Origin of the sequence: Pseudomonas sp. Leaf48, from assembly GCF_001421885.1 — a bacterium.
Taxonomy (GTDB): Bacteria; Pseudomonadota; Gammaproteobacteria; order Pseudomonadales; family Pseudomonadaceae; genus Aquipseudomonas.
Genome location: NZ_LMLH01000010.1, coordinates 1 through 13796, shown reverse-complemented (window position 1 = coordinate 13796; position 13796 = coordinate 1). Strand labels below are relative to the sequence as shown.

Below are 13796 nucleotides of genomic sequence, written 5' to 3'. Positions count from 1 at the left end.
TTATACGGCCATCAGGTCCGCTTCTTTTTGCTTGGTCGCCGCGTCGATATCGGCCTCTGCCTTATCGGTGAGTTTCTGAATATCGGCAGCAGCACGACGCTCTTCGTCTTCGCTGATTTCCTTGTCCTTGACCAGTTTCTTCAGGTCACCCAGCGCGTCGCGACGGATGTTGCGCACGGCAACACGGGCATCCTCTGCAGCGCTGCGAGCCTGCTTGGTGAAGCCCTTGCGGGTTTCCTCGGTCAGGGCCGGCATGGAGATCAGCAGCAACTCACCCAGGTTCGTCGGGTTGAGGTTCAAGCCCGCGCTCTGGATCGCCTTGTCGACTGCCGCGAGCATGTTGCGCTCGAACGCCACGACCTGGAGGGTCCGGGAATCTTTCACAGTCACGTTGGCGACGCCGCTCAGCGGGGTGTCAGCACCGTAGTACGGCACCATCACGCTACCCAGAATACTCGGGTGAGCCTTGCCGGTACGGATCTGCCCAAAGGCGTGGGACAGAGACTCCAGGGACTTCTGCATGCGCTCTTGAGCGTCTTTCTTGATTTCGTTGATCATTGTTGGCCTTCCTCGATCAGGGTCCCTTCAGCGCCGCCATGTACGATGTTCAGCAGGGCGCCGGGCTTGTTCATGTTAAAGACGCGCAGCGGCATCTTGTGGTCGCGGCACAGGCAGATGGCCGTCAGATCCATCACACCCAGCTTGCGATCCAGTACTTCATCGTAGGTCAGATGATCGAACTTCTCGGCATGCGGGTCTTTGAATGGGTCGGCGGTGTAGACGCCATCGACCTTGGTCGCCTTGAGCACGACATCGGCATCGATTTCGATTGCACGCAGGCAGGCCGCCGAATCCGTCGTGAAGAACGGGTTACCGGTACCGGCAGCGAAAATCACCACATCCTTGGAGTTCAGGTGACGCATGGCCTTGCGGCGATCATAGTGATCAGTCACGCCAACCATGGAAATGGCCGACATGACGATGGCCGAGATGTTGGCACGCTCAAGCGCGTCGCGCATGGCCAGGGCGTTCATCACAGTGGCCAGCATGCCCATGTGGTCGCCCGTGACCCGATCCATGCCAGCCTTGCTCAGCGCTTCGCCACGGAAAAGGTTGCCGCCGCCGATGACCAGACCCACCTGGACACCGATGCCGACCAGTTGACCAACTTCCAGGGCCATGCGATCCAGAACTTTCGGGTCGATCCCGAACTCTTCCGAGCCCATCAGGGCCTCGCCGCTGAGCTTGAGTAGAATGCGTTTATAGCGAGCCTGATAACCACTGCCCTGCTGAGCCATTGCGAATCTCTCCTGCGGCGTATTTTAAAAATTCTTTGCGAGCTGTTTTCAGCTGGCGTTCACTCTAGCTTGGTGCTGCTTCAGCGCCATCGGAACATGGCTTTGTAAGCCAGTTCCAACAGGAAACCAAATAAAAATTGGTACCCCATCTGAAAAGAGGCTGCGCGCGTGAGCGGGCAGCCTCTTCAGGGCGACAGTTAAAAAACCGTCTTATTGCTTGGCGGCAGCCAGCTGTGCGGCAACTTCTTCAGCGAAGTTGTCGACTGGCTTCTCGATGCCTTCGCCTACTTTGAAGTAAGTGAAGGAAACGATTTCAGCGCCGGCTTTCTTGGCCAGGGCACCCACGGTGATTTCCGGGTTCATGACGAAAGCTTGCTCAACCAGGCTGGCTTCGGCCAGGAACTTGGTGATACGGCCAGCGATCATCTTCTCGACGATTTCAGCTGGCTTGCCTTTCATCTTGTCTTCGTTCAGGGACAGGAAAACGCCCTTCTCGCGCTCGATGGCTTCTGGCGAAACCTGCGATGGCAGCAGGAACTCAGGGTTGCTTGCCGCCACGTGCATGGCGATCTCTTTGGCCAGCTGAACATCGCCGCCCTTGAGAACAACAGCAACACCAATCTTGTTACCGTGCAGGTAGGTGCCGACTACGTCACCTTCCACGCGTACCAGACGGCGGATGTTGACGTTTTCGCCAACTTTGGCAACCAGGGCTTCACGAGCAGGTTCCTGAGCGGCGATCAGCGGAGCTGCGTCGGTCAGTTTCTCGGCGAAAGCTTTTTCTACGCTGGCAGCAACGAAGTTTTTGAAGTCGTCTTGCAGGGCCAGGAAGTCGGTCTGCGAGTTAACTTCCAGCAGTACGGCGCACTTGTCGTCAGCCTTGATGGCGATAGCGCCTTCAGCGGCAACGTTGCCAGCTTTCTTGGCAGCCTTGATCGCGCCCGAAGCACGCATGTCATCAATGGCTTTTTCGATGTCGCCGCCAGCCTTGGTCAAGGCCTTTTTGCAATCCATCATGCCTTCGCCGGTACGCTCGCGCAGTTCTTTGACCAACGCTGCAGTAATCTCTGCCATTTCAAAATTCCTCTTGGATAGGTTATCAACCATTCCACCCGATCGAACGGGCGTTCAATTCTTCCCGAACCACCCTTGTTAGCTGCCGCACGTTACAGATAAAGCAGTGGGCGCCGACAAATGGTTTTCGAGGTGGCAAAAAGGGGGCCAAGCCCCCTTTTTGCTTACTGAGTCAACGCCAGGGCGTCAATTACTCAGCTGCAGCTGCCGGAGCTTCTTCAACGAAGACTTCGGTGCCGCCGGAAACGTTGTTGCGACCACGGATCACAGCGTCAGCCATCGAACCCATGTACAGCTGGATAGCGCGGATTGCGTCATCGTTGCCTGGGATGATGTAGTCAACGCCTTCCGGGCTGCTGTTGGTATCGACTACGCCGATAACCGGGATGCCCAGCTTGTTGGCTTCGGTGATCGCGATGCGCTCGTGATCAACGTCGATAACGAACAGAGCGTCTGGCAGACCGCCCATGTCCTTGATACCACCCAGGGAACGATCGAGCTTTTCCAGGTCACGGGAGCGCATCAGCGCTTCTTTCTTGGTCAGCTTGGCGAAAGTACCGTCTTCGGCTTGTACTTCAAGGTCACGCAGACGCTTGATGGAAGCACGGATGGTTTTGAAGTTGGTCAGCATGCCGCCCAACCAGCGGTGATCGACGTACGGCGAACCGCAACGTGCTGCTTCTTCAGCAACGATCTTGCCAGCGGAACGCTTGGTGCCGACGAACAGAATCTTGTTTTTGCCCTGGGCCAGACGCTCTACGAAAGTCAGAGCTTCGTTGAACATTGGCAGGGTTTTTTCAAGGTTGATGATGTGGATCTTGTTACGCGCGCCGAAAATGTACTTGCCCATTTTCGGGTTCCAGTAACGGGTCTGGTGACCGAAGTGCACACCGGCCTTCAGCATATCGCGCATGTTGACTTGGGACATGATAGTTCCTTAATAAGTCGGGTTTGGCCTCCACGTATCCCAATGACCAACCAGCAGCTTCAGCTGAAGGCACCCAGGTCATCGTGTCGACACGTGTGTGGATTTAGGCTTTTCGGGACATCCCCGGAAAGCGGCGCATTTTATACCACAGGGCAGGCAAAAACGGAACCCGGATTATGAAATCCCGGCGCCGAGCCTTGGAATCCGCCAGCAATCCACCATTCTATAAGGAGAAGCGACGCACAGAGGCGCTGATTTGCGCTGATCGTCTGGTAGAATCGCATTTTTCAGGGCTGCGAAGTTCGATCGCGCAACGCCCTTTCCGTTTAGAAAGCGCCTTCGAGCGCAGAGAGAGCCTGTATGACCGTCACCCTCAAAACCCCCGAGGATATCGCCAAGATGCGTATCGCCGGCAAGCTGGCCGCCGATGTGCTGGAAATGATTGCCGAACATGTCAAGCCGGGCGTTACCACCGATCAACTGAACCAGATCTGCCACGACTACATCGTCAACGAGCAGAAGGCCATCCCTGCCCCGCTCAATTACAAGGGTTACCCGAAGTCGATCTGCACGTCGATCAACCACGTGGTCTGCCACGGCATCCCGAACGACAAGCCGCTCAAGGATGGCGACACACTGAACATCGACGTCACCGTCATCAAGGACGGTTACCACGGCGATACCAGCCGCATGTTCCACGTCGGCAGCGTGCCGGTCTGGGCCGAGCGCCTGTCCCAGGTCACCCAGGAATGCATGTACAAGGCGATTGAAATCGTCAAACCCGGCTGCCGCCTGGGCGACATCGGTGAAATCATCCAGAAGCACGCGGAAAAGAACGGCTTTTCGGTGGTTCGCGAGTTCTGTGGCCACGGCATCGGCAAGGTATTTCACGAAGAGCCGCAGATCCTGCACTACGGCCGTGCCGGTACCGGCATGGAATTGAAAGCCGGCATGACCTTCACCATCGAGCCGATGATCAACCAGGGCCGTGCCGACACCAAGGTATTGGGCGACGGCTGGACCGCGATTACCAAGGACCGCAAGCTGTCGGCCCAGTGGGAGCACACCCTGCTGGTGACCGAGACCGGTTACGAGATCTTCACCCTGCGCAGCGACGATACCATCGCACGCGTTTCGGCCTGAGTCCGACCAGCCGTTACCCAGCCTTATAGAAAGGAATGCCAATCGATGCCGCAGGTGGATCCCGAACTCTTCGACCGCGGCCAGTTCCAGGCTGAACTGGCCCTGAAGGCAAGCCCGATATCGGCCTTCAAGAAGGCCATCCGCCAGGCCCGGGAAGTGCTCGACTCGCGGTTTCGCAGCGGCCGGGACATCCGCAGGCTGATCGAGGATCGTGCCTGGTTCGTCGATAACATCCTGCAAAAGGCCTGGGATCAGTTTGACTGGAGCGAAGACGCCGACATTGCGCTGGTCGCGGTCGGCGGCTACGGCCGCGGCGAACTGCACCCTTACTCCGATATCGATTTGCTGATCCTGCTGGACAGTGCAGACCATGAAATTTTCCGCGACTCCATCGAGCGCTTCCTGACCCTGCTGTGGGACATTGGCCTGGAAGTCGGACAGAGCGTTCGCTCGGTCGAGGAATGCGCCGTCGAGGCACGCGCCGACCTGACGGTAGTCACCAACCTGATGGAAAGCCGCACCATTACCGGCCCGGAGCACCTGCGCCAGCGCATGCTGGATGTCACCAGCACCGCGCACATGTGGCCGAGCAAGGACTTTTTCCTGGCCAAGCGCGCCGAGCAGAAAGCCCGCCATCACAAGTACAACGACACCGAGTACAACCTGGAGCCCAACGTCAAAGGCTCGCCCGGCGGATTACGGGACATCCAGACGATTCTGTGGGTGGCCCGTCGCGAGTATGGCACCCTGAACCTGCGAGCACTGGCCGGCGAAGGCTTCCTGGTCGAAAGCGAAAACGCCCTGCTGGCGTCCTCCCAGGAATTTCTGTGGAAGGTTCGCTACGCCCTGCACATGCTCGCCGGCCGCGCTGAAGACCGCCTGCTGTTCGATCACCAGCGCACCATCGCCGGACTGCTGGGCTTCGAGGGCAATGACGTCAAGCAAGCCATCGAAAGCTTCATGCAGCAGTATTACCGGGTGGTCATGAGCATCGCCCAGCTCAGCGACCTGATCATCCAGCACTTCGAGGAAGTCATCCTCGCACCGGAAGACGAAGCGCCGCCGCAACCGATCAACTCGCGATTCCAGCTGCACGACGGCTACATCGAGGCGCGCAACAACAATGTGTTCCGCCGCACGCCATTCGCCATGCTGGAAATCTTTGTGCTGATGGCCCAGCAGCCGGAAATCAAAGGCGTGCGCGCCGACACCATTCGTCTGTTGCGCGAACACCGCCATCTGATCGACGACGATTTTCGCAACGATATCCGCAACACCAGCCTGTTCATCGAGCTGTTCAAGTGCAAGATCGGCATTCACCGCAATCTGCGGCGGATGAACCGTTACGGCATTCTCGGGCGTTATCTGCCGGAGTTCGGCCTGATCGTCGGGCAGATGCAACACGACCTGTTTCACATCTATACGGTCGATGCGCACACCCTGAACCTGATCAAACACCTGCGTAAATTGCAGTACACCCAGGTGTCGGAAAAATTCCCGTTGGCCAGCAAGGTCATGGGCAAGCTGCCCAAGCCCGAACTGATCTACCTGGCCGGTCTGTACCATGACATCGGCAAGGGCCGGCATGGCGATCACTCGGAGATCGGCGCGGTCGATGCCGAAACCTTTTGCCAGCGCCATCAGTTGCCGGTGTGGGACAGCCGCCTGATCGTCTGGCTGGTGCAATACCATTTGGTCATGTCGACCACTGCCCAGCGCAAGGACCTGTCCGACCCGCAGGTAATCCACGATTTTGCCCACGCCGTCGGCGATGAAACCCGCCTCGATTATTTGTATGTGCTGACCGTCGCCGACATCAACGCCACCAACCCGACCCTGTGGAATTCCTGGCGTGCCAGCCTGTTGCGCCAACTCTATACCGAGACCAAGCGCGCCCTGCGCCGCGGCCTGGAAAACCCGGTGGACCGCGAAGAGCAGATCCGCCAGACCCAGAGCGCAGCCCTGGACATTCTCGTGCGTGGCGGCACCGATCCGGACGACGTCGAGCAACTGTGGTCGCAATTGGGCGATGACTACTTCCTGCGCCACACCGCCGGCGACGTTGCCTGGCACAGTGATGCGATCCTCCAGCAACCGGCTGACGGCGGGCCGCTGGTGTTGATCAAGGAAACCACCCAGCGCGAGTTCGAAGGCGGTACGCAGATCTTCATCTATGCGCCGGACCAGCACGACTTCTTCGCCGTGACCGTGGCGGCGATGGACCAGCTCAACCTGAACATTCACGACGCCCGGGTCATCACCTCCAGCAGCCAGTTCACCCTCGACACCTACATCGTGCTCGATACCGACGGCGATTCGATCGGCGACAACCCGGCGCGGGTCAAACAGATCCGCGATGGCCTGACAGAAGCCTTGCGCAACCCGGACGACTACCCGACGATCATCCAGCGCAGGGTGCCACGCCAGCTCAAGCACTTCGCCTTTGCACCGCAGGTGACGATCCACAACGACGCCCAACGCCCGGTGACTGTGCTGGAGCTCACGGCTCCCGACCGCCCGGGCCTGCTGGCGCGGATCGGCACGATATTCCTGGAGTTCGACCTGTCACTGCAGAACGCCAAGATTGCTACCTTGGGCGAACGGGTGGAGGACGTGTTCTTCATTACCGACGCAAATAATCAGCCGCTGTCCGACCCGCTGCTGTGCAGCCGCTTGCAGGATGCAATCGTCGAGCAATTGAGCGTCAACCAGGAACCCGATATCAAACTGTCGCGCATCAGCATCTGAATCAACAAATTTCCCACTGTGAAAGCAGATTTCTGTGGCGAGGGGGCTTGCCCCCCGTTGGGCTGCGAAGCGGCCCTAAAACCTCAAGCGCGGTCTATCAGATAAACCGCATATCATGGTTTTACGACTGCTGCGCAGTCGAACGGGGGCAAGCCCCCTCGCCACACAGGCCTGCCTCCACACTGAACGAGGCCCCCGATGAACAACGCTCTGACCCAGCTCCAGCCCTACCCGTTCGAAAAGCTCCGTGCCCTGCTCGGCAGCGTCACGCCAAACCCGGACAAACGCGCCATCGCACTGTCCATCGGCGAGCCGAAACACCGCTCGCCGAGCTTTGTCGCCGAGGCTCTGGCCAGCAACCTGGATCAGATGGCGGTGTATCCGACCACTCTCGGCATCCCGGCCCTGCGTGAAGCCATCGCCGCCTGGTGCGAGCGTCGCTTCAACGTACCTGGCGGCTGGATCGACCCCGCGCGCAACGTCCTGCCGGTCAACGGCACCCGTGAAGCCCTGTTTGCCTTCACTCAGACCGTGGTCAACCGGGGCGACGACGCACTGGTCGTGAGCCCGAACCCCTTCTACCAAATCTACGAAGGCGCCGCGTTCCTCGCCGGGGCCAAGCCGCACTACCTGCCGTGCCTGGATGAAAACGGCTTCAACCCGGACTTCGACGCGGTATCGCCAGACATCTGGAAACGCTGCCAGATCCTGTTCCTGTGCTCGCCGGGCAACCCGACCGGCGCGCTGATCCCGGTCGAAACCCTGAAAAAACTGATCGCCCTGGCCGACGAACACGACTTCGTGATCGCCGCCGACGAGTGCTACAGCGAACTGTACTTCGACGAGCAGACCCCACCGCCAGGCTTGCTCAGCGCCTGCGTGGAACTGGGCCGTAAAGACTTCAAGCGTTGCGTGGTGTTCCACAGCCTGTCCAAGCGCTCCAACCTGCCAGGCCTGCGTTCGGGCTTTGTCGCCGGTGATGCCGACATCCTCAAGGGCTTCCTGCTCTATCGCACCTACCATGGCTGCGCAATGCCGGTGCAGACGCAACTGGCCAGCGTTGCAGCATGGAACGACGAAGTGCACGTACGGGCCAACCGTACGCTGTATCGGGAGAAGTATGATGCGGTGCTGGCAATCCTGAGCCCGGTGATGGATGTACAACGTCCGGATGGCAGCTTCTACCTGTGGCCGAATGTGGCCGGCGACGATGCCGCCTTCTGCCGTGACCTGTTCGAGCAGGAGCATGTGACCGTGGTGCCGGGTTCCTACCTGTCGCGGGATGTCGATGGCATCAATCCGGGCGCAGGGCGTGTGCGCATGGCGTTGGTTGCACCGCTGGCCGAATGTGTGGAAGCGGCAGAACGTATTCGCGACTTCATCCAGCGCCGCAAATAACCGCCTGCGTTATTTCACCTGACCGAGCTTGGCTTCACTCAGGTCCAGCTCGCCCAGCACCTCACGCAACACGTCATCGCCAATCTGGTGATGACGGCTGAGGCTGTACAACTCCAGGCGCTGCGCCCGCAGCGCTTTCAAACGCAGGCGCCGTTCCAGCAAGTCCATCTGCAAGGCCAAGGCCTGGGCTTCTGCCGAGTCATTGAAGATATCCAGTTGGTGCCGATATTCGGACATGATCCGCGCTTTCAGCTCTGCGGCCAGCGCTGCCTGGGCCGCATCCTGAGGGCCGGCCTCTTCGGCTTCCAGCGCATGAATGGCCGCCTCGGCGGTTTTACGCCAGGCCTCGCGTACTTCATTGCGACGCTTGTCGTCGGGGCTTTTATCGATACCGCGCAACAACAGCGGCAGAGCGATACAGGCGGCGATCAGCGACAACAGGATCACACCAGCGGCGATGAAAATCAGTAGATCACGCTCCGGGAACGCCACCCCACCCATCAGCAACGGCACCGACATCACACCGGCCAGCGTCACCGCTCCGCGCACTCCGCCCACGGTCAGCAACCAGCAAGACCGCGCAGTCGGCAACTGGGTCATTTCACCCTTGCCGCGCAGACGCCGCAGAAGAATCGACGCTCGCCAGATGCTCTGCACCCAGACATACCGCAGTGCCAATAGCACCAGGAAAATCGCCACCACGTCAAAGCAGCGATACAGCAGCGTCGGCCACAGCGAGGTTTCGTGGCTGGCCACCGCTTTGATGATGTCCGGCAGTTGCAAGCCCAGCAGCAGGAAGATCAGGCCGTTGAAGGCGAACTCCAGCAACGACCAGACGCTGCGGTTGAGCAAGCGCGTATTGGTCTGGCGCGGCAGCAGGTCGAGCCAGCTCTGCATCATGCCCGCCGCCACCGCCGACAGAATGCCCGACACTTCCACGCGCTCGGCCAGCACGTAGGCGGCGAACGGCAGCAACAACATGAACACCACATGGGTCGCCGGATCATCCCAGCCGCGGGCAATCATCCAGGCGCGCAAACGCCCGACCAGCCAACTCAAGGCCACGCCGACAGCCAGGCCGCCGACGGCCACCAGCACGAACGTAACGCTGGCAGTGGCCAGGGAGAACACACCTGTCACAGCCGCCACCAAGGCAAACTTGAACGTCACCAGGCCCGAGGCGTCGTTCATCAGCGCCTCGCCCTGCAACATGTGCATCAAGGGCGTCGGCAAACGGTTCTGGGAGATCGCCGAGACTGCCACGGCGTCGGTGGGCGACAACACGGCCGCCAGGGCGAAGGCGACGGGCAACGGTATGCTCGGCAACAGCCAGTGGATGAAATATCCCGCACCGACCACGGTAAACAACACCAACCCCACTGCCAGGGTCAGAATCGGCCCGCGCAAACGCCAGAATTCGCGCTTGGGCATGCGCCAGCCGTCAGAGAACAGCAGCGGCGGCAGGAACAGAAACAGGAACAACTCCGGATCAAGGGCCACATGCAACCCCAGCGTCGGCCAGGCGAGCAAGGCTCCGGCGGCGATTTGCACCAGTGGCAACGGCAACGGGACCACCCGTCCGATCAGGCGTGAAACGCCAACCAGCATCAGCAGGATCAGGACGGTGTAGGCGGTTTGCATAAATCTCGGATCCCGGACAATCGACAGCGCACAAGTGCCATATTAGCCGCATAGACTGCGCCTGACCGTTGCACCATTGTCGCACAGGCTTGTACAGGTCCAGCGCACGAATGACATATCCACCACAGCCGACGCGAAACCGTCCGGTCATGGCATAATCCGTCACCGTTTATTCGACAGTACCTGCAAAGGGGGCAATTCCTTGACCGCTTCAAGCAAAACGTTGCACCTTTTCGGCATCAAAGCCTGCGACACCATGAAAAAGGCGCGCACCTGGCTCGATGAACACGCCGTCAGCTACGACTTCCATGATTACAAAACGGCCGGTATCGACCGTGAACACCTGACCCAATGGTGCGACGAGCACGGCTGGCAGGCGGTGTTGAACCGTGCAGGTACGACCTTTCGCAAACTCGAAGACGAACGCAAAGCCGATCTCGACCAGACGAAAGCCATCGAACTGATGCTCGCACAACCCTCGATGATCAAGCGCCCGGTGCTTGATCTCGGTGACCGAACCCTGATTGGCTTCAAGCCTGATATCTACGCGGCCGCGCTCAAGTAAGCAGCCCGTTCAATTTTGTTAGAGGTATACACATGTCCACTACCCTGTTCAGCCTGGCCTTCGGCGTCGGCACCCAAAACCGTCAAGGTGCATGGCTGGAAGTGTTTTACGCCGCACCTGTTCTCAATCCTTCGGCTGAAGTCATCGCCGCCATCGCGCCTGTTCTGGGTTACACCGAAGGCAATCAGGCGATCGCGTTCAGCACCGCCCAGGCCTCGCAACTGGCTGAAGCGCTCAAAGGCGTCGACGCTGCCCAGGCAGCCTTGCTGACCCGTCTGGCCGAAAGCCACAAACCGCTGGTCGCCACGTTGCTTGCCGAAGACGCCCAGCTGTCGTCCACCCCTGAGGCCTACCTCAAGCTGCACCTGCTGAGCCATCGTCTGGTCAAGCCCCATGGCCTGAACCTGGCAGGGATCTTCCCGTTGCTGCCGAACGTGGCCTGGACCAGCCAGGGCGCGATCGACCTGGCCGAGCTGGCCGAGCACCAACTCGAAGCCCGCCTGCGCGGCGAACTGCTGGAAGTGTTCTCGGTGGACAAGTTCCCGAAAATGACTGACTACGTGGTTCCGGCCGGCGTGCGTATCGCTGATGCGTCGCGTATCCGCCTGGGCGCCTACGTCGGCGAAGGCACCACCGTGATGCACGAAGGTTTCGTCAACTTCAACGCAGGCACCGAAGGCCCGGGCATGATCGAAGGCCGCGTGTCGGCAGGCGTGTTTGTCGGCAAGGGTTCGGACCTGGGCGGCGGTTGCTCGACCATGGGCACCCTGTCCGGTGGCGGCAACATCGTGATCAAGGTCGGCGAAGGCTGCCTGATCGGCGCGAACGCCGGTATCGGTATCCCGTTGGGCGACCGCAACACCGTCGAGTCGGGCCTGTACGTGACCGCCGGCACCAAGGTTGCCCTGCTGGACGCCAACGACAACCTGGTCAAAGTGGTCAAAGCCCGTGAACTGGCCGGTCAGACCGACCTGCTGTTCCGCCGCAATTCGCAGACCGGTGCCGTGGAGTGCAAAACCCACAAATCGGCCATCGAACTGAACGAAGCGCTGCACGCTCACAACTAAGCGTCGCATGATCCCCTGTGGGAACAAGCTTGTGTCAAGGGGGCTTATGTGGCGAGGGGGCTTGCCCCCGTTGGACTACGCAGTAGTCCCGGGCCATTGCCATGAGCATGGGGCCGCTCCGCGGCCCAACGGGGGCAAGCCCCCTCGCCACAAGGTCCCTTCACCACACAGGCTCGGTCCCACAAGGTCCGACGTACACTCGCCCAAGTTCATAGGGCCGAACACATGATGATTCCCTCTCCCTGGCGCGCCGATTTTCCGGCCATCGCCGCCCTGCAACGGCAAGGCCAGACCTATCTGGACAACGCCGCTACCACGCAAAAACCGCAAGCCCTGCTCGATGCCCTGGCGCATTACTACGCCAACGGCGCGGCCAATGTGCATCGTGCCCAGCACCTGCCCGGTGCCCACGCCACCCAGGCGTTCGAGGATAGCCGCAGCAAAGTGGCACAATGGCTCAATGCCGGTGACAGCGGACAGATTGTCTTTACCCACGGTGCGACCTCCGCGCTGAATCTCCTGGCCTACGGCCTGGAGCATCTATTCAATCCGGGCGATGAGATTGTCATCAGCGCCCTGGAGCACCACGCCAACCTGCTGCCATGGCAACAACTGGCGCACCGTCGCGATCTGAGGCTGGTGATCCTGCCGCTCAATCCCGACGGCGTGATCGACCTGGAACTCGCCACCCGCCTGATCACCCCCCGCACACGCCTGCTGGCGGTCAGTCAGTTGTCCAATGTAATCGGTGCCTGGCAACCACTGGGGCAATTGCTGGCACTGGCCAAGTCGCACGACGCGCTGACCGTAATCGACGGCGCGCAAGGCGTGGTCCACGGCCGCCACGACGTGCAGGCGCTGGGTTGCGACTTCTATGTCTTCTCCAGCCACAAACTCTACGGCCCCGATGGCCTGGGCGTGCTGTTCGGGCGCAATGAGGCGCTGCTGCAGCTGCGGCCATGGCAGTTCGGCGGTGAAATGGTACTGGATGCCAATTACCACGATGCACGCTTTCGCCCGGCACCTTTGGGCTTCGAGGCCGGAACGCCGCCGATCGCCAGCGTGATTGGTCTGGGTGCAACCCTGGACTATCTGGCCGGACTCGATCAGGACGCAGTGTCCGCCCACGAGGCGGCGTTGCATGACTACCTGCTCAAGGGCCTGCAATCGCGCAATGGCATACGCCTGCTGGGCAAACCGCAACTGGCGCTGGTCAGTTTCACCGTCGAGGCTGTGCATAACTCCGACCTGGCGCATTTGCTGACCGAGCAAGGGATCGCCGTGCGCGCCGGTCATCACTGCGCCATGCCGCTGCTGAAAAGCTTCGAACTGGCCGGAGCAATCCGGGTGTCACTGGCGCTGTACAACGACTCCGCCGACCTGGAACGATTCTTCGAGGCGCTGGATCAGGCGCTGGAGTTACTGCGATGAACCTGCCTGCCGATGCCGTAACGGCGCTCGAAACCTTTCAGGCCGCCGCCGGCTGGGAACAGCGGGCACGCCTGTTGATGCAATGGGGCGAGCGTCTGCCTGCGTTGAGCGCCGAAGACATGTGCGAAGCCAACCGGGTGCATGGCTGCGAAAGCCAAGTCTGGCTGGTAGGGCAATTGCGCGATGGCCGTTGGCAGTTCAATGCCAACAGTGATGCGCGGCTGATTCGCGGGCTGGTGGCGTTGCTGCTGGCGCGGGTCAACGGACTGTCGGTGGCCGAATTGCAACAGGTGGATTTGCCGGACTGGTTCAATCAGTTGGGGCTGGGGCGGCAGTTGTCCCAGTCGCGCAGCAATGGCCTGAATGCGGTGCTTAAGCGGATGACGGAGTTGGCTGGTTAAACGTCATCGCGAGCAGGCTCGCTTGTATGGTAGGACTTGAAGGGAGGAGGAGGGACAAGGCTCGATTCTGACTGTTGACGCAGTACAGACCGTGGGAGATTT

General features: G+C 60.2%; 12 protein-coding genes. 7 read left to right on the top strand and 5 right to left on the bottom strand.

Translation table 11 applies throughout. The features are described from left to right. The 4 genes from frr to rpsB form a co-directional block, all read right to left on the bottom strand. Entirely contained in the window at window positions 1-558 is a 558-nt protein-coding gene (gene frr / locus ASE98_RS09015; RefSeq protein WP_028622555.1) for a ribosome recycling factor, read from the bottom strand. Further along, a complete protein-coding gene (gene pyrH, locus ASE98_RS09010; protein WP_003222124.1) occupies window positions 555-1298 on the bottom strand; it encodes a UMP kinase in 744 nt (247 codons plus the stop codon). Before pyrH ends, frr begins: the two co-directional genes overlap by 4 nt. Before the next feature lie 210 nt (window positions 1299-1508). After that, window positions 1509-2372, bottom strand: coding sequence for a translation elongation factor Ts (gene tsf, locus ASE98_RS09005; RefSeq protein ID WP_060541029.1), 864 nt, complete (start codon window positions 2370-2372; stop codon window positions 1509-1511). Window positions 2373-2562: 190 nt separating this feature from the next. Beyond that, on the bottom strand, window positions 2563-3300 hold the full coding sequence (gene rpsB, locus ASE98_RS09000; protein ID WP_060541028.1) for a 30S ribosomal protein S2: 738 nt from the start codon (window positions 3298-3300) through the stop codon (window positions 2563-2565). A gap of 360 nt (window positions 3301-3660) precedes the next feature. Between rpsB and map the strand changes: the two genes are divergently transcribed. From map to dapC, 3 genes are all read left to right on the top strand, one after another. Next, entirely contained in the window at window positions 3661-4443 is a 783-nt protein-coding gene (gene map, locus ASE98_RS08995; RefSeq protein ID WP_060541027.1) for a type I methionyl aminopeptidase, read from the top strand. A gap of 45 nt (window positions 4444-4488) precedes the next feature. Continuing rightward, window positions 4489-7191, top strand: coding sequence for a [protein-PII] uridylyltransferase (locus ASE98_RS08990; protein WP_060541026.1), 2703 nt, complete (start codon window positions 4489-4491; stop codon window positions 7189-7191). 198 nt (window positions 7192-7389) lie between these two features. Beyond that, window positions 7390-8589 carry a succinyldiaminopimelate transaminase gene (gene dapC / locus ASE98_RS08985; protein WP_060541025.1) on the top strand — a complete coding sequence of 400 codons (1200 nt, stop codon included), beginning with the start codon at window positions 7390-7392 and terminating at the stop codon, window positions 8587-8589. Between the two features lie 9 nt (window positions 8590-8598). Here dapC and ASE98_RS08980 read toward each other — a convergent pair whose 3' ends face one another. After that, on the bottom strand, window positions 8599-10230 hold the full coding sequence (locus ASE98_RS08980) for a Na+/H+ antiporter (RefSeq protein WP_060541024.1): 1632 nt from the start codon (window positions 10228-10230) through the stop codon (window positions 8599-8601). Between the two features lie 256 nt (window positions 10231-10486). On the opposite strand from ASE98_RS08980, the gene ASE98_RS08975 reads away from it, so the two are divergent. From ASE98_RS08975 to ASE98_RS08960, 4 genes are all read left to right on the top strand, one after another. Continuing rightward, a complete protein-coding gene (locus ASE98_RS08975; protein WP_236707790.1) occupies window positions 10487-10795 on the top strand; it encodes an arsenate reductase in 309 nt (102 codons plus the stop codon). A 32-nt stretch (window positions 10796-10827) separates the two neighbouring features. Beyond that, window positions 10828-11862 (top strand): 2,3,4,5-tetrahydropyridine-2,6-dicarboxylate N-succinyltransferase, encoded by a 1035-nt coding sequence (gene dapD, locus ASE98_RS08970; protein ID WP_060541022.1) that lies wholly within the window; start codon window positions 10828-10830, stop codon window positions 11860-11862. Between the two features lie 225 nt (window positions 11863-12087). Further along, entirely contained in the window at window positions 12088-13293 is a 1206-nt protein-coding gene (locus ASE98_RS08965) for an aminotransferase class V-fold PLP-dependent enzyme (RefSeq protein ID WP_060541021.1), read from the top strand. Continuing rightward, entirely contained in the window at window positions 13290-13694 is a 405-nt protein-coding gene (locus tag ASE98_RS08960; RefSeq protein ID WP_060541020.1) for a SufE family protein, read from the top strand. Before ASE98_RS08965 ends, ASE98_RS08960 begins: the two co-directional genes overlap by 4 nt. Window positions 13695-13796: the final 102 nt, after the last annotated feature.

Bases quoted from the DNA above. Each gene is read 5' to 3' on its own strand.
- ASE98_RS08960 (WP_060541020.1), top strand. From the start codon at position 13,290: ATGAACCTGCCTGCCGATGCCGTAACGGCGCTCGAAACCTTTCAGGCC.
- tsf (WP_060541029.1), bottom strand. From the start codon at position 2,372: ATGGCAGAGATTACTGCAGCGTTGGTCAAAGAACTGCGCGAGCGTACC.
- ASE98_RS08965 (WP_060541021.1), top strand. From the start codon at position 12,088: ATGATGATTCCCTCTCCCTGGCGCGCCGATTTTCCGGCCATCGCCGCC.
- pyrH (WP_003222124.1), bottom strand. From the start codon at position 1,298: ATGGCTCAGCAGGGCAGTGGTTATCAGGCTCGCTATAAACGCATTCTA.
- map (WP_060541027.1), top strand. From the start codon at position 3,661: ATGACCGTCACCCTCAAAACCCCCGAGGATATCGCCAAGATGCGTATC.
- frr (WP_028622555.1), bottom strand. From the start codon at position 558: ATGATCAACGAAATCAAGAAAGACGCTCAAGAGCGCATGCAGAAGTCC.
- dapC (WP_060541025.1), top strand. From the start codon at position 7,390: ATGAACAACGCTCTGACCCAGCTCCAGCCCTACCCGTTCGAAAAGCTC.
- dapD (WP_060541022.1), top strand. From the start codon at position 10,828: ATGTCCACTACCCTGTTCAGCCTGGCCTTCGGCGTCGGCACCCAAAAC.
- ASE98_RS08980 (WP_060541024.1), bottom strand. From the start codon at position 10,230: ATGCAAACCGCCTACACCGTCCTGATCCTGCTGATGCTGGTTGGCGTT.
- ASE98_RS08975 (WP_236707790.1), top strand. From the start codon at position 10,487: ATGAAAAAGGCGCGCACCTGGCTCGATGAACACGCCGTCAGCTACGAC.
- ASE98_RS08990 (WP_060541026.1), top strand. From the start codon at position 4,489: ATGCCGCAGGTGGATCCCGAACTCTTCGACCGCGGCCAGTTCCAGGCT.
- rpsB (WP_060541028.1), bottom strand. From the start codon at position 3,300: ATGTCCCAAGTCAACATGCGCGATATGCTGAAGGCCGGTGTGCACTTC.